General features: G+C 73.2%; 16 protein-coding genes. 6 read left to right on the top strand and 10 right to left on the bottom strand.

Annotation, left to right across the window (positions count from 1 at the left end):
- The first annotated feature begins 28 nt into the window (after positions 1–28).
- Together kstD and NOCA_RS15565 are read left to right on the top strand one after the other, a co-directional pair.
- Positions 29–1,723: a 3-oxosteroid 1-dehydrogenase gene (gene kstD / locus NOCA_RS15560; RefSeq protein WP_011756220.1), complete on the top strand. Its 1,695-nt coding sequence runs from the start codon at positions 29–31 to the stop codon at positions 1,721–1,723.
- Positions 1,723–2,571 carry a MaoC family dehydratase gene (locus tag NOCA_RS15565; RefSeq protein WP_011756221.1) on the top strand — a complete coding sequence of 283 codons (849 nt, stop codon included), beginning with the start codon at positions 1,723–1,725 and terminating at the stop codon, positions 2,569–2,571. The genes kstD and NOCA_RS15565 overlap by 1 nt, the downstream gene beginning before the upstream one ends.
- A gap of 1 nt (position 2,572) precedes the next feature.
- Here the strand turns inward: NOCA_RS15565 and NOCA_RS15570 are convergent, their stop codons facing one another.
- Entirely contained in the window at positions 2,573–3,775 is a 1,203-nt protein-coding gene (locus NOCA_RS15570; RefSeq protein ID WP_011756222.1) for a DUF480 domain-containing protein, read from the bottom strand.
- A gap of 10 nt (positions 3,776–3,785) precedes the next feature.
- Positions 3,786–4,298 carry a 2'-5' RNA ligase family protein gene (locus tag NOCA_RS15575; RefSeq protein ID WP_011756223.1) on the bottom strand — a complete coding sequence of 171 codons (513 nt, stop codon included), beginning with the start codon at positions 4,296–4,298 and terminating at the stop codon, positions 3,786–3,788.
- 38 nt (positions 4,299–4,336) lie between these two features.
- Between NOCA_RS15575 and ppk2 the strand changes: the two genes are divergently transcribed.
- The gene (ppk2, locus tag NOCA_RS15580; protein ID WP_011756224.1) at positions 4,337–5,146 is read left to right on the top strand and encodes a polyphosphate kinase 2; all 810 of its coding nucleotides are present in this window, start codon (positions 4,337–4,339) and stop codon (positions 5,144–5,146) included.
- Positions 5,147–5,257: 111 nt separating this feature from the next.
- On the top strand, positions 5,258–5,989 hold the full coding sequence (locus NOCA_RS15585) for a dienelactone hydrolase family protein (protein ID WP_041546581.1): 732 nt from the start codon (positions 5,258–5,260) through the stop codon (positions 5,987–5,989).
- Positions 5,990–6,004: 15 nt separating this feature from the next.
- Here the strand turns inward: NOCA_RS15585 and NOCA_RS15590 are convergent, their stop codons facing one another.
- The 5 genes from NOCA_RS15590 to NOCA_RS15610 all read right to left on the bottom strand — a co-directional run bounded on the left by NOCA_RS15590 (position 6,005) and on the right by NOCA_RS15610 (position 10,784).
- Complete coding sequence (locus NOCA_RS15590; RefSeq protein WP_011756226.1) at positions 6,005–7,189, bottom strand: lipid-transfer protein; 1,185 nt, start codon at positions 7,187–7,189, stop codon at positions 6,005–6,007.
- The gene (locus NOCA_RS15595; RefSeq protein ID WP_011756227.1) at positions 7,186–7,566 is read right to left on the bottom strand and encodes a MaoC family dehydratase; all 381 of its coding nucleotides are present in this window, start codon (positions 7,564–7,566) and stop codon (positions 7,186–7,188) included. Before NOCA_RS15595 ends, NOCA_RS15590 begins: the two co-directional genes overlap by 4 nt.
- Positions 7,563–7,961 carry a Zn-ribbon domain-containing OB-fold protein gene (locus NOCA_RS15600; protein ID WP_011756228.1) on the bottom strand — a complete coding sequence of 133 codons (399 nt, stop codon included), beginning with the start codon at positions 7,959–7,961 and terminating at the stop codon, positions 7,563–7,565. Before NOCA_RS15600 ends, NOCA_RS15595 begins: the two co-directional genes overlap by 4 nt.
- The gene (locus NOCA_RS15605) at positions 7,958–8,491 is read right to left on the bottom strand and encodes a MaoC family dehydratase N-terminal domain-containing protein (RefSeq protein WP_011756229.1); all 534 of its coding nucleotides are present in this window, start codon (positions 8,489–8,491) and stop codon (positions 7,958–7,960) included. The genes NOCA_RS15600 and NOCA_RS15605 overlap by 4 nt, the downstream gene beginning before the upstream one ends.
- Positions 8,492–8,552: 61 nt before the next feature.
- On the bottom strand, positions 8,553–10,784 hold the full coding sequence (locus NOCA_RS15610; RefSeq protein WP_011756230.1) for an acyl-CoA dehydrogenase: 2,232 nt from the start codon (positions 10,782–10,784) through the stop codon (positions 8,553–8,555).
- A gap of 89 nt (positions 10,785–10,873) precedes the next feature.
- On the opposite strand from NOCA_RS15610, the gene NOCA_RS15615 reads away from it, so the two are divergent.
- The gene (locus NOCA_RS15615; protein WP_011756231.1) at positions 10,874–11,824 is read left to right on the top strand and encodes an alpha/beta fold hydrolase; all 951 of its coding nucleotides are present in this window, start codon (positions 10,874–10,876) and stop codon (positions 11,822–11,824) included.
- Here the strand turns inward: NOCA_RS15615 and NOCA_RS15620 are convergent.
- Entirely contained in the window at positions 11,790–13,256 is a 1,467-nt protein-coding gene (locus NOCA_RS15620) for a WS/DGAT/MGAT family O-acyltransferase (RefSeq protein WP_011756232.1), read from the bottom strand. The two genes, NOCA_RS15615 and NOCA_RS15620, sit on opposite strands and share 35 nt — an antisense overlap.
- Positions 13,257–13,426: 170 nt before the next feature.
- Between NOCA_RS15620 and NOCA_RS15625 the strand changes: the two genes are divergently transcribed.
- Positions 13,427–14,689, top strand: coding sequence for an alpha/beta hydrolase (locus NOCA_RS15625; protein ID WP_011756233.1), 1,263 nt, complete (start codon positions 13,427–13,429; stop codon positions 14,687–14,689).
- Here the strand turns inward: NOCA_RS15625 and NOCA_RS27150 are convergent.
- Together NOCA_RS27150 and NOCA_RS15635 are read right to left on the bottom strand one after the other, a co-directional pair.
- On the bottom strand, positions 14,686–16,086 hold the full coding sequence (locus tag NOCA_RS27150) for a lytic transglycosylase domain-containing protein (RefSeq protein WP_011756234.1): 1,401 nt from the start codon (positions 16,084–16,086) through the stop codon (positions 14,686–14,688). The genes NOCA_RS15625 and NOCA_RS27150 overlap by 4 nt on opposite strands.
- A gap of 222 nt (positions 16,087–16,308) precedes the next feature.
- The gene (locus tag NOCA_RS15635) at positions 16,309–18,363 is read right to left on the bottom strand and encodes an acyl-CoA dehydrogenase family protein (RefSeq protein WP_011756235.1); all 2,055 of its coding nucleotides are present in this window, start codon (positions 18,361–18,363) and stop codon (positions 16,309–16,311) included.
- Between the last annotated feature and the right edge of the window lie 66 nt (positions 18,364–18,429).

Genomic DNA, 18,429 nt, shown 5'->3' on the forward strand with positions numbered 1-18,429 from the left:
ATAGTAGAACCTGTTACAGTTTCTCGCCATGACGCCCCCCCTGCCGGCCGGTCTCCCGGCGCGCGTCGACGTCGTCGTGGTCGGCGCCGGCGGTGCCGGGATGACCGCCGCGCTCGCCGCGGCCGCACGCGGCCTCGACACGGTCCTGATCGAGAAGAGCGGGTACTTCGGCGGGTCGACGGCCCGCAGCGGTGGCGGGGTCTGGATCCCCAACAACTACGCGCTGAAGGCGGCCGGCCAGGGCGACGACCCCGAGCTCTCCCGGCTCTACCTGGACTCGATCGTCGGTGACGTGGTGCCGAAGGTCCGCCGCGACACCTACCTCGAGCGCGGGCCCGAGGTCATGGACTTCATCCGGGAGCGGACGCCGCTGCGGTTCACCTGGGTGCCGCAGTACGCGGACTACCACCCGGAGGCGCCCGGGGGCCGGGCGGCGGGTCGGTCCGCGGAGCCGGTGCCGATGGACGCCCGGTTCCTCGGCGACGAGCTCGAGCGGTTGCACCCGCAGTACACCAAGGCGCCGGTCAACATGATCGTCACCCAGGCCGACTTCCGGAAGATCAGCCTCGGTCTGCGCACCCTGCGCGGCCCGCTGACCATGGTCAAGGTGCTGCTGCGCCGGGTCGTCAGCCTGGTGCGCGGCCAGCGGATGTACGCGATGGGCAACGCGATCGCGATCGGGCTGCGCAAGGGCCTGATGGACGCCGGCGTGCCCGTCCACTACGACACCGAGCTGCGCGACCTGGTGCTCGAGGACGGCCGGGTCGTCGGCGTACGCGTGCTCCGCGACGGCGCCGAGACCGTCGTCCGCGCCCGGCGCGGCGTGATCCTCGGCAGCGGCGGGTTCGAGAAGAACCTGGAGCTGCGCGAGAAGTACCAGCCGCAGCCGACGTCCGTCGAGTGGACGACCGGCTCGCAGTTCAACACCGGCGGCGGCGTGCTCGCCGGCATCGCCGCCGGCGCGCAGGTCGACCTGATGGACGACGCGTGGTGGGGTCCCACGATCCCGCTGCCGTCGGGCCCGTGGTTCTGCCTGGCCGAGCGCAACCTGCCGGGCTCGATCATCGTCAACCAGGCGGGCCGGCGGTTCATGAACGAGGCGCTGCCGTACGTCGAGGCCGTGCACGAGATCTACCGGGGCGAGGCCACCGGGGTCGGTCACGTCCCGGCGTGGATGGTCCTCGACCAGCGCTACCGCAACCGCTACCTGTTCGCCGGGCTCTCGCCGCGCCAGCCGTTCCCGGGCCGGTGGTACCAGAACGGCACGGTGCGCAAGGCAGCGACGCTGGCCGACCTGGCGGCGGAGATCGGCGTACCGGCCGACGCGCTCGTCGAGACCGTGGCGCGCTTCAACGGCTTCGCCGGGACCGGCATCGACGAGGACTTCCACCGCGGCGAGAGCGCCTACGACATGTACTACTCCGACCCGCGGGTCAAGCCGAACCCGTCGCTGCACGCGATCGACCAGGCGCCGTACTACGCGGTGAAGATCGTGCCCGGCGACCTCGGCACCAAGGGCGGTCTGGTCACCGACGAGCACGCGCGGGTGCTGCGGCCGGACGGGTCGCCGATCCCGGCCCTGTACGCCGCCGGCAACGTCTCGTCCGCCGTCATGGGGCGCACCTACGCCGGCCCGGGTGCGACGATCGGACCCGCCCTCACCTTCGGCTACCTCGCGGCCGAGGACATCGCCGCCCAGGAGAACCCCGAGGAGCACGCCTGATGCCCATCGACCCGTCCGTCGCGGTCGGTGCCGAGCTCGGCTCCCAGCCGTTCTCGTGGACCGAGAGCGACGTCCTCCTCTACCACCTGGCGATCGGCGCGACCGACCTCTCGTACACGCTCGAGGGCCCGGCGCTGCAGGTGCTGCCGTCCTTCGGTGTGGTCGCGCCGACCTTCCACATGACCGACCCGCCGCCGCTGGACCTCCCGGGGTGCGACATCAACCTCGCCCAGGTCGTGCACGGGTCCCAGTCGATCTCGGTGGCCGGACCGGTGCCGACCACCGGCTCGGCCACGGTCACCACCCGGATCAGCGAGATCTGGGACAAGGGCAAGGCGGCCGTGATCTGGCAGGAGGGGGTCGCGGTCTCTCCCGAGGGCGAGGAGCTGTGGACCACCCGCTCGTCGATCTTCGTCCGCGGCGAGGGCGGCTGGGGCGGGGATCGTGGCTCGTCCACCCCCGTCGAGCTCCCGGACCGGGCCCCGGACGCGGACGCGACGTACCACGTGCTGCCGCAGCAGGCCCTGCTGTACCGGCTGTGCGGCGACCGCAACCCGCTGCACGCCGACCCGGACTTCGCGTCGGCGGCCGGCTTCCCGGCTCCGATCCTGCACGGGCTCTGCTCCTACGGCATCGTGCTGCGCACGCTCACCGACACCCTGCTCGGCGGCGACGCCACGCAGGTGGGCGGCTTCGGCGTGAAGTTCGCGGGTGTGGTCTTCCCCGGCGAGACGATCCGGGTGCGCGGTTGGCGCGAGGACGGCCGGATCGTCGGCTCCGCGACGGTCGCCGGCGGTGACCGCGACGGTGCCCCCGTCCTCGACGACGTGGTCCTCACCCCGCGTTGAGTCAACCTCGGCGGGCCAGGAGGTAGAGGCGCTCGGTCGTCTCACCACGGTCGGCCAACGGGCCGCGGAGGAACCACTCCACGTCGACCAGGCCGGCGGCGGTGACGGCGGCGACGATCTCCTCGGGCTCGCGCGCGACGAAGTCGAGGTCGACCTCGTGCTCGAACCACGCGTCGAGGTGGCGTACGCCGACACCGGCGTGCCCGGCGAGCACCAGCCAGCCACCCGGTGCGAGCGGCCGCGCGAGCGCGGCGACGGCGTCGGGGAGCTCGGCGGAGGCCAGGTGGCCCAGCGAGTACCAGCCCAGCACCGCGGCCCAGCCCTCCGCGGTCGTCGGCCGCATCAGCCGGCGCAGGTCGCCGACCTCGTAGGAGCCGTCCGGGAACCGGCGCCGCGCCTCGGCGACCATGGCCGGCGAGAGGTCGATGCCGTGTGCGTCGACGCCGGCGTCGGCGAGGTACGCCGTGACGTGACCGGGACCGCAGCCGGCGTCCACCACCGGGCCGCCGGCCCGATCGTCGGCGGCGTGCGCGGCGACCCGGTCGAGCAGCCAGGTCTCGAACGGCAGGCCGGCGAGCTCGTCGAGCAGGTGGTCGGCGTACGCCGTGGCGACCGCGTCGTACGACGAGCGCACCCGCTCGTCCCGCGCGCCCCCGCCGGCGGCCAGGACGTCCACGATCGGCGCCGGCGCCTCCTCGACAGCGGCCTCCTCGCCGAGCAGGTGCGCCCAGCGGCTGTCCCGGTCGCCACCGCGGCGCGGGAGCTCGCGCACCAGTCCCCGCTCGGCCATCCGGGAGAGTGTCTGCTCGACCGCGCCCCGGTCGGCGAACCCGTGCAGCCGCTCGGTGCGGGTCTTGAGCTCGCCGGGTGCCTGCGGCCCGCGCAGCAGCAGCACCGTCACGAGCGCCCGCTCGTCCTCGGCCAGGTCGAGCACCTCGTCGAGGACCTGGTGGTACTTCAGGGTGCGGCGCCCGGTGTCGGACCACACGATGCGCAGCAGACCGCGGTCCTTGAGCCGGCGGCCGACCTGCTCGACGGTGTGCTCGTCGTAGTCGACGACCGGCTCGCGGCTGCTCGACTGGTTGCACGCGGTGCGCAGCGAGTTCAGCGTCAACGGGTAGGAGTCCGGCACCGTGCGCTGCTTCTCCAGCAGGCTGCCGAGGACGCGCTGTTCCTCGGCGTCGAGCGCGGGGAGGTCGGTCACGAGAGCGACCCTACTGACGCGCCTGGGCGATCGTCGTCACCCGGCCGGCGTCCGGATCCCAGCGCCGCAGCTCGGTGAGGGTCAGTACGACGTCCTCGTGGCCGAGCACCTCGATCGCGCGCTGCACGTCCGACCGCTCCACCCGGCGCGCCAGCGTGACGTGCGGGAGCCATCCCACGTGCTGGCGGTCGGGCACTTGCACGCGCACGGCGAGCGCCCGGCGTACGACGTCGTCGTCGATGTCCACGGCCCGCGCGATCGTGAGCCGCGCACCGCCGAGCAGCAGCAGGCCCGCCGCCCGGGCGCGGACGGGCAGCAGCGAGCCGAGCCGGGCCCGGGCCACGTCGATCGCGTCGTCGGGCAGCACGGGCGCGGAGACCACCGTGATGTGCGGCTGGTCGGTCGGGCGCAGGTGATCGAGCCGGCTGGGCAGGCCGGCGTCGCGCAGCCGTTGCCACTCGCCATGCACCGCCCTCAGGCCGTCGTCGTCCGGGACCAGCTCGAGGGCGTGCAGCTTCGGCATGCGGTCCATCCTCCCTGGCGCCTGACTAGGGTCGGAGCATGGCGAAGTCCAAGCGGCGGCTGACCAGCGGGCAGTACGAGGCGGAGCTGTTCCGGCTGCAGGCCGAGATGGTCAAGGTGCAGGAGTGGGTCCGCGCCGCGGGCGAGCGGCTGGTGATCGTGTTCGAGGGCCGCGACGCCGCCGGCAAGGGCGGCGCGATCAAGCGGATCACGCAGTACCTCAACCCGCGCGTCGCGCGGATCACTGCGCTCCCCGCCCCCAGCGAGCGGGAGCGCGGGCAGTGGTACTTCCAGCGGTACGTCGAGCAGCTGCCCAGCCGCGGCGAGATCGTGCTCTTCGACCGGTCCTGGTACAACCGCGCCGGCGTCGAGCGGGTGATGGGCTTCTGCACCCCCGAGGAGTACCGCCGGTTCCTCCACCAGTGCCCGATCTTCGAGCGGCTCCTGGTCGAGGACGGGATCCTGCTGCGCAAGTACTGGTTCTCGGTGAGCGACGAGGAGCAGCAGCGCCGGTTCCGCGACCGCCTCGACGACCCGATGCGGCGCTGGAAGCTCTCCACGATGGACCTGGAGTCGATCACGCGCTGGGAGGACTACTCCCGGGCCAAGGACGAGATGATGGTCCACACCGACATCCCCGAGGCGACCTGGTACGTCGTCGAGGGCGACGTCAAGAAGGAGGCCCGGCTGAACATGATGGCCCACCTCCTCTCGACGATCCCCTACACCGAGGTCGACCAGGCCTCGCTCCAGGTGCCGGACCGGCCGCCGGCCAAGGGCTACGAGCGCCCACCCCGGGACCAGTCGACCTACGTCCCCGACCACGTGGCCACCCTGCTCGGCGACTGACCCGATGCTGTAACGCCGGGTTACCCCCTGCACCGGCCCGGTTGCAGCAGGGTGGGAGGAACCGGTAACAGGGCGTTACAGCAGACGGGACGCGCGGGCATACTGCCCGGCATGGCGATCCTCGACTCCTGGACCCCGGGACAGCACACCGCCGGTGGGGTCACCCATCCGACGTACCGCAAGGGCGCCGGCCCCGGGGTGATCGTGATCCACGAGATCCCGGGCCTGACGCCGACGGTGGTCGGGTTCGCGCAGGAGGTGGTCGACGCGGGCTTCACGGTGGTCCTGCCGCACCTGTTCGGCACCCCGGGCGCCCCGATGAGCGCCGGCGCGATCGCGAAGGTGCTGCCGCGGCTGTGCGTCAGCAAGGAGTTCACCACGATGGCGACCGGCCGGACCTCGCCGGTCGCGGTCTGGCTGCGCGGCCTCGCGCGCTCGCTGCACGAGGAGCTGGGCGGTCCGGGCGTCGGCGCGCTCGGCATGTGCTTCACCGGCGGGTTCGCGCTCGCGATGATGGTGGACCCCGCCGTCGCCGCGCCGGTCCTCGCCCAGCCGTCCCTCCCGTTCCCGGTCGGCAGGGCGCGGGCCGCGGACCTGAACCTCTCCCCCTCCGACCTCGGGGCCGTCAAGGACCGGGCGGCCGCCGGCTGCGAGGTGCTCGGCCTCCGGTACGCCGGTGACCGAGCTGTCGGCACCCGCTTCGAGACGCTCTCTCGAGAGCTGGGCGATGCCTTCCTCCGCGTCGACCTGGAGGGCAAGGGCCACTCCACCCTCACCGAGCACCGCTCCCAGGAGGCGGTCGACCGGGTCCTCGGGTTCTTCCGCGACAAGCTCCGACATTGAGTCAGAAGTCACGACTCAACGTTGGGCGGAGAGGATCAGGCCGCTGGTGGGGACACCGGTGCCGGCGGTGACGACGAGGTGCTCGACGCCGCCGACCGGGTTCACCGACGTGCCGCGGACCTGGCGGACCGCCTCGGCGATGCCGTTCATCCCGTGGATGTAGGCCTCGCCGAGCTGGCCGCCGTGGGTGTTGAGCGGGAACTTGCCGTCGACCTCGATCGCCCCGTCGGCGACGAAGCCGGGGGCCTCGCCCCGCCCGCAGAACCCGAGCTCCTCGAGCTGCATCAGCACGTACGGCGTGAAGTGGTCGTAGAGGATCCCCATCCGCATGTCGTCCGGGCCGAGGCCGGACTGGCGCCACAGCTCGCGGCCGACCACGCCCATCTCGGGGATGCCGATGTCGGCGCGGTAGTAGGAGGTCATCACGAACTGGTCCGCGCCGCTGCCCTGCGCGGCCGCGGTGACGTACGCGGGCTTCTGCGCGAGGTCGCGGGCCCGCTCGGCGGACGTCACGACCAGCGCGACCGCCCCGTCGGACTCCTGGCAGCAGTCGAGCAGGTGCAGCGGGTCCACGATCATCCGGGAGGCCTGGTGGTCCTCCAGCGTGATCGGCCGGCCGTAGAAGAACGCGTTCGGGTTGGTCGCGGCGTGCCGCCGGTCGGCGACCGCCACCCGGCCGAAGTCCTCCGAGGTCGCGCCGTACTCGTGCTGGTAGCGCCGCGCCTGCATCGCCACGGTCGCGGCCGGGGTGCCGAGGCCCATCGGGTAGGTCCAGGCGTTGTCCAGCCCGTTGGTGTTGACCTGGGTCGCGGCGGCCACCGAGAACCGGCCGAACCGGCTCTCCGAGCGCTCGTTGAAGCCGCGGTAGCAGACCACCACGTCGGCGACGCCGGTGGCGACCGCCATCGCGGCCTGCTGCACGGTCGCGCAGGCGGCGCCGCCGCCGTAGTTGATCCGGCTGAAGAAGCGCAGCTCGGGGATGCCCAGCTCGCGCGCGACGGCGATCTCCGAGGAGGTGTCCATCGTGAACGTCGTCAGCCCGTCGACGTCGGCGGCGGTGAGCCCGCAGTCGGCCAGGGCGTGCTGGACGGCCTCCACGGAGAGCTGCAGCTCGGAGCGGCCGGACTCCTTGGAGAACTCGGTCGCGCCGATGCCGGCGATCGCCGCCTTGCCGCCCAGGCCGATGGACGGAGTGGTCACGGGACAGCCACCCGCACGGTGCCGGTCACGTGGTCGCCCAGGGACACCGAGCCGACGACCGCGATGGTGGCGATGCCGTCCTCGACCCCGGTGACCTCGCCGCGGAAGGTCAGCGTGTCGTAGGGGTACGCCGGGGCGCCGAGCCGGATCGCGATCCCCTTCAGCTCGGTGTCCGGGCCGAGCGCGTCCACGACGTACCGTTCCACCAGGCCGTTGCTGGTCAGGATGTTCATGAAGATGTCCTTCGAGCCCGCCGCCTGGGCGACGTCGCGGTCGTGGTGGACGTCCTGCCAGTCCCGGGTCGCGATCGCGGTGCTCACGATCGTGGTCGGGGTCAGCGGCAGCGACCACTCCGGCAGGGGGTCTCCGGGCCTCATGCCTTCCTCCAGACGGGCAGGGTCAGGTCGTCGTCGATGCGGTCGAAGTCCACGCGCAGGCGCATCCCGATCTCGATCTCCTCGGCGTCGACGTCGACGACCTCGCCGACCATCCGCACGCCCTCGTCGAGGTCGATGAGGGCGAGCACGATCGGCAGCTCCTTGCCGGGGACCGGTGGATGCCGGTGCACGACGTAGGAGAACACCGTGCCGGTGCCGGCCGCGGCGACGTGCCCCGGGTCGAGGGCGCCGCACGTCGGGCAGGCCGGTCCGGGCGGGAAGCGCAGCGACCTGCACGCGTTGCACTTCTGGATGCGCAGCTCGCCGAGCGCGGTGCCGTCCCAGAAGAATCTGGAGTCGCGCCCGATCATCGGGCGCACGATTCCTGCAGTCATGCGCCACCTCCAGAGCCCTTGGGAATGAACTTGAGCACCCGGAACAGCATGGTCGCGACGCGCTCGCTGTGCCCGTCGGGACCGGCGACGTACCAGGTGTTGCGGGACGTGACGAAGTAGCCCTCGCCCATCGCGGTGAGCTTCGGCCCGACCACGGAGTCGAGCGCGGTGGTGACGCGGACGTGCTCGCCGACCTTGAGGTAGCGGTCGTAGCTCTGCTCGCAGTTGGTGCCGAGCACGGCGGTGTAGCCCTCGTCCGTGAGGAGGGCCATCATCGCACTCAGCGGGTCGTCGTCGGGACGGCGGCGACCGAGGCCGCGCATCGTCCAGACCTGCGCCATCGACGGCGGCGCCTCGCCGGAGCGGAAGCGCTCGTTGTCGTAGCCCATCGCGTCGAGCCAGGTGCCGATCGTCGGCTGGTTCACCTCGTACGGCGCCTGGGACTCCGAGCACTCGCCGAGCGCCATGATCCGCTCGGCCTCGGCCAGGATCCGCGCGTGGCGGCCCTCGTCCTGCGCGGCCGCGCTCACCGGGGTCCCCGCGAAGTTGTTCGGGGGAGCGAAGCGGAGGAGAAGAACTTCGTGGGGTGATTCATCGCGGCACCCGCGGCAGCCCGAGCCCGAACATCGCGATCAGCTCGCGCTGCACCTCCTGGACGCCGCCGCCGAAGGTGAGCACCAGGTTGCGCTTGGCCTGGCCGTCCAGGTAGCGCACGAGGTACGCCGTCTCCTCGTCCGCGGGGTCGCCGTACCGGTGCACGATGTCGGCCAGGTCGGCGGCCAGGTGCTGGACCTCATCGGCGGCGAACACCTTCGAGGACGACGCGTCGCCGACCGAGATCTCGCCGACCGCAGCCGCGCGGGCGACCTCCCAGTTGAGCAGCTCGTTGACGCGGAACACGGCCGTCACCTCGCCCATCGTGCGGCGCACGTCGGGCCGGTCGACGACCCCGGCCTTGGTCGCCCACTCCGCGACCCGGTCGCGCAGCCCCTCGAGGCGCCCGGCGGGGCCGAGCATCACGCGCTCGTGGTTGAGCTGGGTGGTGATCAGCTTCCAGCCCTGGTTCTCCTCGCCGACGAGCATGTCGACCGGCACCCGCACGTCGTTGAAGTACGTCGCGTTGACGTGGTGGGAGCCGTCGGCGGTGATGATCGGCGTCCAGGAGTAGCCCGGGTCGCGGGTGTCGACCATCAGGATCGAGATGCCCTTGTGCTTGGGCGCGTCGGGGTCGGTGCGGCAGGCCAGCCAGATGTAGTCGGCCTGGTGGCCGCCGGTGGTCCACAGCTTCTGCCCGTTGACCACGTAGTGATCCCCGTCGCGGCGCGCGGTGGTGCGCAGCGACGCGAGGTCGGTGCCGGCGTCCGGCTCGCTGTAGCCGATCGCGAAGTGCACGTCGCCCTCGAGGATCCGCTTGAGGAACAGGTCCTTCTGCTTCTGCGTGCCGTACCTGATCAGCGTCGGGCCGACGGTCTGCAGGGTCACCGCGGGAAGGTGCACGTCGGCGCGCTGCGCCTCGTTGGCGAAGATCGTCTGCTCGATCTCGCCGAGCCCGTGCCCGCCGTACTCCGTCGGCCAGCCGATGCCCATCCAGCCATCCGCGCCGAGCTGCCGGATCACCCGCTGGTAGGTCTCGCCGTGCCGGTCACGAGGCCCAGTTCCTTGGCAGATCTCCTCGTGCTCCTCGCGCCCGGCGAGGCCCGTGAAGTACTCCCGCAGCTCCGCCTTCAGCGCCCGTTGGTCGGCACCGAGCTCGAGGTTCTTGGTCGTCGGGTCCTCGATCGCGACATCCTCGGGCAGCGCGCCCAGGGCGTGCGCGAGGTCGGTGACCCAGGAGAAGTACCGGTGCATGGGATAGGTGACGTCGACGCCCATGCCGCCGTGCAGGTGGTGGCAGGTGCGCATCGCCGCCGGCGCCTCGCGGCAGACCCAGTACGCCGCCACCGCGAGGTCGTCGGTCGCGTCGAGGTCGTGCGCGATCCGCCAGGCGGCGTTCTGCGCCGCCAGGTCGAGGGTGCGCGAGGCGATGTAGACGTCGGCGATCTGCATCGCGACCGCCTGGAACTCCGCCAGCGCCCGGCCGAATTGCGTGCGGCCCTTGAGGTACGACGCGGTCAGGTCGCGCGCCCCGGCCACCACGCCGGCCGCGGTGAGGCACAGCCCGGCGACCGCGAGCTCGTTCAGGGTGCACGCCGCGTCCGCGCCCTCCAGCAGCTCCGCGGACGCGCCATCGAGGACGACGGTGTGCTGCGGGGTGTGCAGCGACGAGGGCGACTCGAGCAGCCGCACGCCCGGCCCCTGCGGGTCCACCAGGGCAACCGCCGGGCGGTCGCCGGCGGTCACGGTCACGAGCAGGCGGGCCGACCGGTCGGCGTACGTGACGCCGATCTTGCGCCCCGTGACGCGGCCGTCGGCGTACGTCGTCGCCGGCCGGTCGGGGATGCCCGCGCCCACCTCGCGCAGCGCGGGGGTCAGCAGCTTCTCGCCCGCCGCCACAGCGGGGAGCAGCACGTGGCGCTGCTCCGCCGAGCCGGCCGCGGCGAGCGTGAGGGCGCCGCAGCACAGCGTCTCCCACACGGGCAGCTGCACCGCGTGGACGCCGGTCTCGCGCAGCAGCACCGCGACCTCGCGCAGGCCGAGCCCCTCACCGCCCTGCTCCTCGGGGACCGCGAGCGCGAGCAGGCCCGCGGACGCGAGCGCCGCCCAGGTCCGCTCACACGTCGACGTCGGGTCGTCCCCCGCACGCTCGAGCGCCTCGGTGACGACCGAGCGCACCACCTCGGCCGCCTCGTCGGCCTCGGCCCAACCGTCCTGCCCCACGCGCATCTCCTGCTGGTCCTCGGGTACTGACGAACAGCCGAACTGTAACCTGTTCTAGTCTACACGGCACGGCCGCCGAGAAGGGAGGGTCGAGGGTGCACCCGTTGTCGCCCGGCGCCCTGGTGCGCCGCCGCTACCACGTGCCCTACGCGCGGATCCCGGCCGGCGCGGCGCTCGAGCTGCCGGGCCGGGGCACGACGTACGTCACCGACACCCCCGGCCCGAGCCCCGACTCCCCCACGGTGCTGCTCCTGCACGCCGTCGGGTGCACCGGGCTGCTGACCTGGTTCCCGTCGATCGAGCCGCTCACCCGCCGCTACCGGGTGGTGACCCTGGACCAGCGCTGGCACGGTCGCGGCATCGCGTCGCCCGAGTTCTCCCTCCACGACTGCGCCGACGACGTCGCCGCACTGATCGACGCCCTCGACCTGCGCGACGTGATGGTCGCGGGGTTCTCGATGGGCTCGATCATCGCCCAGCGGGTCTGGCGCCAGCACCCCGACAAGATCGACGGCCTGGTGCTGTGCGCGACGACCGATCGGTTCCGCTCCACGATTCCCGAGCGGGTCTTCCACCAGAGCCTGGAGATCGCGATGGCCGGGGCGCGCGGGGTCGCCCGGTCCCGGACCGCGGTGCGGGCCTCGCGGCAGGCCGCCCGTGCCCTCGAGCTGTTCCCCGAGGACATGCACGACTGGGTGCTCGGCGAGTTCCGCTCCACCAGCCCGTGGGCGGTCGGCCAGGCGGTCGCCGCCCTGGGTCGGCACCACTCGCGGCCCTGGCTGGGCCGGATCGACGTACCGACCGCCGTCGTGGTGACCCTGCGCGACAAGGTCCTCCCACCGGACAACCAGATCGCGCTCGCGCGACGGATCCCCGGCGCGACCATCCACGACATCGACGCCGGCCACGCCTCGTGCGTGCTGGAGTCCGAGCGGTTCGTCCCCGCGCTGCTCGAGGCGGTCGACACCGTCAACGCCCGGCGCGGCGACCTGCCGCGGCGCGCCGAGCGGTTCAGCGGGTCGAGGCGCGCTTCCGGGTCCGCTTGACCGGCGTCACCACCCCGTCGGCCAGCCGGTCGGCCACGACCGCCGCCTTGAGGGTCGCCAGCTCGGCCGGGAACCGCCGGACCAGGTCGTCGACGTCGGGCAGCGACTCACGGCAGGCGATGATCCCCACGTGGATCCGGCCGTGGTTGGACATCACGGTGATGTTCAGGCCGGCGCCGTGGAAGACCGGGCCGAGGGGGTAGAGCGCCTCGATCCGGGCGCCCATGAAGTACAGCGGCACCGGCGGGCCGGGCACGTTGGAGATCACCAGGTTGTGCACGACCGGGTGCCGCTCGGGCAGCCGCAGGCCGGCGTACGCACGCATCGCCAGGCCGAAGGTCCGCGGCGCCGCGAACTCCGCCCAGTCCTGGAGCGAGTCCGCGCTGATCGCCGCGTGGTGCTCCTTCGCGAACCGGTTGCGCTCGGCCAGGTCGCGCAGCCGCTCGAGGGGGTCCTCGAAGTCGGTACCGAGCTTGGTGAACAGCGCCGACACCTTGTTGGCGCCGGTGGCGTGGCGCGACTGCTCGCGCACGGAGACCGGGACCGTCGCCAGCAGCGAGGTGGCCGGCAACTCGCCCCGGTCGTCGAGGTAGGAACGCAGCGCGCCGCCGGCCACCGCGAGCACGACGTCGTTGACGGTCGTGCCGGTGGCGTTCTTGAGCTGGCGGACGTCCTCGAGCTCCAGGTCGGCCAGCGCGATCGCGCGGTGCCCGGTGATGGTGCCGTTGAACGAGGTGCGCGGCGCCGAGAACGGCGCGGCCATCGCCGTACCGGCGCGGGCCCGGCCGATCGTCCGCGTGACAAGCTGCACCGACGGCGTCACCAGGCGTACGGCGTTCAGCGGCCGGGCCAGGTTGCTCAGCACCGCGCGCCCGAGCAGCTCACCCTGGCCCGGCTCGCGGCCGGTCGACTCCGGCTCGCCGAGCGCCATCGGCGCGGCGTCCGGCTCGAGGCTGCACAGGTGGGAGATCAGGTTCGATCCCGAGACGCCGTCGACGGTCGCGTGGTGCATCTTCGAGAAGACGACCACGCCCTCGGCACCGCTCTCGGTGCGGTAGCCCTCGATCACCCACATCTCCCACAGCGGCCGTGAGCGGTCCAACGGCAGGCCCGCCAGGTGGCTGGTGAGCTCGGTGAGCTCGCGGTAGCCGCCCGGGGCCGGCAGGGCGAGCCGGTGCACGTGCCGGTCGATGGCGAAGTGCCGGTCCTGGACCCAGATCGGGTGGTCCAGTCCCAGGGGGACCGGGCGCACCTTGCGGGTGAACGTCGAGACGTCGCGCACCGCCGCCTCGAGGTGGTCGCGGAGGGCCTCGAAGGAGTAGCCGCCGGGCATCGTGCTCGGGTCGAGCACGATCACGCCGCACACGTGCATGAGCTGCGCGGGGGTCTCGAGGTAGAGGAAGCTCGCGTCGAGCCCCGACAGACGGTCCATGTGGTGGTTGCTCTCTGCGCGGCGGGCGGGGGAACGCGTTCGCAGTGGTAACGACATACCCACCGTACGGGCCACGTGTGACGGACGTCTCGTCCAGCCGGGTCCGGAAACCCCGTCCGACCGCCCCGGGGCCACGGCAGGCAGATCCGAACACGTTCTACATTTGTCGTATGTCGTTCCTGCGCCGCCAGCTCGTGACCGCCGCCCTGACCGCGAACGCGATCCGGCCGGTGCCGGGCTTCCGGGCCGGGATCCCCTCCTTCGCGGCGGGCTGGCTGACCTCGGAGCTCGCGCCGCACCTGCTGGCACTGACCGCCGCCGACGCCGCCGCGCACGTGCGCGGCGGCCGGCGCAGTCGTGCGGGGCTGGCGTTCGCCGCGGCCAGCCTCGCCGGGCAGGCCTTCCTGGTCGACCAGGCCCGCCGGGTGCGCACCGACGCCGAGGACGCGCTCGTCGAGGGCCTCGGCTACGACTACATCGAGCAGCTGGACGCCAAGCCGACCCCGGCCGAGCTCGCGGTGCCGTGGCGCAGGCTGGTCAACCCGTTCCGGATGCGGGACCTGGCCGTCCGGGTCGACAAGGACATCGCCTACGCCCCCGAGCACGGCAAGCGCGGCCTCCTCGACGTCTACCGGCCCGCCGAGGGCGAGCTGTCCGGCGCGCCGGTGCTGCTGCAGGTGCACGGCGGCGGGTGGACCATCGGGAACAAGGACCAGCAGGGCCTCCCGCTGATGCACCACCTCGCCGCCAAGGGCTGGGTCTGCGTGGCGATCAACTACCGGCTCGCGCCCCGCGACCCGTTCCCGGCCCAGATCGTCGACGTGAAGCGGGCCATCGCGTGGATCCGCGAGCACATCGAGGAGTACGGCGGGGACCCGGACTACATCGCCATCACCGGCGGCTCCGCCGGCGGGCACCTCACCGCCCTGGCCGCCGTGACCGCGAACGACCCGGCGTACCAGCCCGGCTTCGAGGGCGCGGACACCAGCGTCGCGGTGGCGATCCCCCACTACGGGGTCTACGACTTCGCCGGCTGCACCGGCCTGCGCAGCGCCGAGCAGATGCGCGACCGGTTCCTGGCGCCCCGGGTGGTCAAGCGCAGCTGGGCCGAGGACCCGGAGGTCTTCGAGGCCGGCACGCCACTACTGCGGGTGGGCAAGGACGCGCCGGACTTCTTCGTGCTGCACGGCGCCCACGACTCGCTGGTGTCGGTGGAGCAGGCGCGGCTGTTCGTGCAGCGGCTCCGCGAGGTCTCCGGCGCGACCGTCGTCTACGCCGAGCTGCCCGGCGCCCAGCACGCGTTCGACGTGTTCCCCTCGATCCGCAGCCAGCACGTGGTCCGCGCCATCGACCGGTACCTGCACTGGCACTGGAACGGCTGGCGGCGCGAGCACGGCGTCCCGGCCCCGACCGCGGAGGCCGGCGAGGGCTAGCTGCTGCCCTCGGGCTCGGCAGGCGGGTCGGAGCGGTAGGCGTCCGCGCCGATGGCGACCAGCTCGGGGTCCTCGTCGTTGGTCGCGGGGACGGTGAGCGTCACGGTGACCTCGCTGTCGGCGAGGCCGGCGAGCTCCTCGGCGTTGGTCTCGACCGCACCGTCGGCATCGAAGTCCGCGAGCGCGGTGGCCGCGAGCAGGTCGTCGTCGCCGACGTCGAGGACGGTGTCGTCCAGGCACCAGGCGGGCTCGTCCTCGGTGCCACAGGCCTGCAACGTGCCGGTGAGCTCCTCGGTCTCGGCCGGCTCGGTCGTCGGGTCCGTGGGGTCCGGGGTGGGATCCGGCGCCTCGGTGTTCGGGGCGTCGCCGGGACCGTCCGTCGGGCCCTCGGTCGGCCCCGTCGTGGGCTCGGTGGTGGGCTCGGTACTGGGCTCGGTCGGGCCGTTCGTGGGGCCGGGTCCCGGCCCGGGGCCGACCTGCTCGGCGTGCGGCACCCCGTGCTCGGGACCGGCCGTCCCCGGCCCGGACGGCCCCGGCGCGGTCGGCGTCGCCGGCCCGGTGAGCGGGCCGAGCGCGCGCACCGCGAGCGGGCCGTCGCCGTACGTCGTCGGCACGGGCAGCGCGTAGTCGCCGGCCCGGTAGGCGCGCTCGGCCGCGAGCACGTCCCGGGCGTACGCCGTGGACGGGTTGTAGCGCAGCACCGCGGTCCGGCGCCCGGAGCGGGTGTCGAGGTCACCGGGCGCGGCGCACAGGAACACGGCCGCGCCGAGCGCGGCGTCGTCGAGGTCGTCGGCCGAGCGGCGGCCGTCGCCGTCGGCGTCCACGCCCACGGCCGCCCAGGTGCTGGGCAGGAACTGCATCGGCCCGACCGCGCGGTCCCAGCGCCGGTCGCCGTCGACGGTGCCGGCGTCGGTGTCGTGGACCCGGGCGACCGGTCCGCTGCCGTCCAGGGCGACCCCGCGGATCAGCGGTGCGGACACGCCGTCCGAGCCGAGGGTGGCGCCGGCGTACCGGCCGTGGTCGGACTCGACCCGGCCGATCGCCGCCAGGAGGGTCCAGGACAGCCCACACCCGGGGTCGACCTCGTGCAGCACCGCGGCGGCCGTCCGGTAGGCACCGACCGCCTCGACCGGGATGTCGAGGTGTGCGAGCGCCGCGGTCGTCATCACCGGCGCCCGACGGGGCTCGTGCGCGACCTGCCGGGCCTGCGTCGAGGACGGTGCGACGATCGGGACGTCGGTGCTGCCGGACCCGGAGTCCACCGTGATGACCACGTCCCGCGCCGGACCGGGACCGGCGGCCGGCCCACCGCCGAACGACCCCGCGGCGACCACGGCGACCGTCGCCAGGGTCGCGACCGCGCCGGCGGCCAGTCGAACGGTCCGGATGGCGTGCATCGGTACGGCGTCCTCATCCCTCGAATCGGCGGTGCGGGCATTTCCAGTGTGCGCCTCGAAGCCACACCCTCATACCCCCAAAGGAGGGATTGACGTCGACGGGGGGTCTGGCGCATGAACGCCGACCGAACACCGCGGCTGACGACACGGAGGTCTCCGGAAGTCATACGGAGGGTGTTACCGCTTGCTCCGTCCGTATGACATCCCGCGGCGTGCCCGGGCTCAGCGCGGCAGGCCCAGGATCCGCTCCCCCGCGACGTTGCGCAGGATCTGCGTCGTACCGCCCGCGATCGAGAGGCAGCGGGTGTTCAGCAGCTCCCACACGTCCGCCCGGACCGCCTCGTCGTCGCCGAGGACCGCGCGGTCGCCGTGCAGCGAGACGACGAGCTCGGCGCCGTCCTGGCGGTTGCGTACGCCGAGCAGCTTGGCCACGCTCGACTCCGCACCCGGCCCCTGGCCGGCGAGCGAGCGCAGCGTCGAGCGGACGCCGAGCAGCGCGCAGACCGTGGCGAGCGCGATCGAGTGCCCCACCGCGACCCGCTGGGCGGGCGTGACGCCGGCGGCCGCCAGCTCGACGGCCCGCTCGGTGCTGGTGCCGAGCCGGCTGCTCGCCATCGCGACCCGCTCGTTGGCCAGGGTGGTCCGGGCGAGCCGCCAGCCGTCGTCGACCTCGCCGACCACCATCTCGTCGGGCACGAAGACGTCGTCCAGGAACACCTCGTTGAACAGCGCCTGGCCGGTGATCTCGCGCAGCGGCCGCACGTCGATGTCGCTGCTGTTCCTCATGTCGACGAGGAAGTAGGTGATGCCCCGGTGCTTGGGCGCGTCGGGGTTCGTCCGCGCCAGGCAGATCCCCCAGTCGGCGCGCTCGGCGACGGAGGTCCAGACCTTCTGGCCGGTCAGCCGCCAGCCGCCCTCGACCCGCTCGGCGCGGGTGCGCAACGAGGCCAGGTCCGAGCCCGCTCCGGGCTCGGAGAACAGCTGGCACCACACCAGGTCGCCGAGCAACGAGGGCCGCACGAACCGCTCGCGCTGCTCGTCGGTGCCGTGCTCGAGGATCGTCGGGAGCGCCCAGCCGGCGATCACGATGTCGGGTCGCTCCAGCCCGGCGCGGGCGAACTCCTGGTCGATCACGATCTGGGTCACCGGGTCGGCGCCCAGGCCGTACGGCGCGGGCCAGTGCGGGGTGAGGTAGCCGGTCTCGACGAAGGCGGCGCGACGCTCCTCGACCGGGAGCGCCGCGATCCGGTCGACGTTCGCACGTACCTCGTCGCGGACCGCGTCGTCGCGGCCCAGGAGGTCGAGCTGGACCCGCCGTCGCACGCCCGCGACGGCGGCGGTCGTGAGCCGGTCGGCCGCAGCATCGCTGTCGCCGACCAGCGCGCGCAGGGCGACCGCCCGGCGCAGGTAGAGGTGGGCGTCGTGCTCGAAGGTGAAGCCGATCCCGCCGAGCACCTGGATGCAGGACTTCGCGACCTCGATCGCACCGTCGAAGGCGACCGTCGCGGCGACGTCGGCCGCGAACGTCCACTGCTCCTCTGCGCCGGAGGCGGCGACCGCCACGTCCCACGCCGCCGCGGTCACCGACTCGGCGGTCTCCAGCATCTCCGCGCACAGGTGCTTGATCGCCTGGAAGCTGCCGATCCGCTGCCCGAACTGCTCGCGGACTCCTGCGTACTCCACCGCGGTCGCCAGGCACCAGCGGGCGATGCCCGCGGCCTCGGCGGCGGCGAGGGTGACGGCCGCGCGTCGTACGCCGTCCGTCGTCGCCCGGACCGGTTCGCCGGCGGACCCGTCGAGCACCTGCAGGCAGCCGAACCGGCGGCTCAGGTCCACCCCCCTGGAGGGCGTCAGCTCCACGGCGTCGCGCGGCAGCAGTCGCCACCCGGCGTCGACCTCGGCGAGCACGTGCGTCGCCGATGGCGCGTCCCAGACGGCCTCGCCGAGCACGAGCCCGACGACCGCGCCCGCCGGCAGCCGCTCCCCGAGCACGAGGGCGGCGACGGCCGGGCCGAGCAGCGGCCCCGGCACCAGCTCGTGCGCGCAGGCCTCCAGCGCGACGGCGACGTCCAGCGTGGACCCACCCCCGCCACCGGCGGACTCGGCCACCCCGATCGTCGGCACGCCCATCTCGCTCAGCGCGCTCCAGACGGTGTCGAACCTCGCGGCCGGGTCCTCCTCGACGGTCCGCGCCAGCTCGCGGCCGCGCAGGTCGGCGGCCCACTTGCGCAGGGTGGCGGCCAGCTCGACGTGCTCGTCGGAGATCCCGATCGACATGCGGCTCCTTCGGCAGTCCGGAACTAGAACGTGTTCCAATCCTACTAGACTCGCCGCCCGTGACCG

The sequence above is a fragment of the Nocardioides sp. JS614 genome (assembly GCF_000015265.1).
Taxonomy (GTDB): Bacteria; Actinomycetota; Actinomycetes; order Propionibacteriales; family Nocardioidaceae; genus Nocardioides.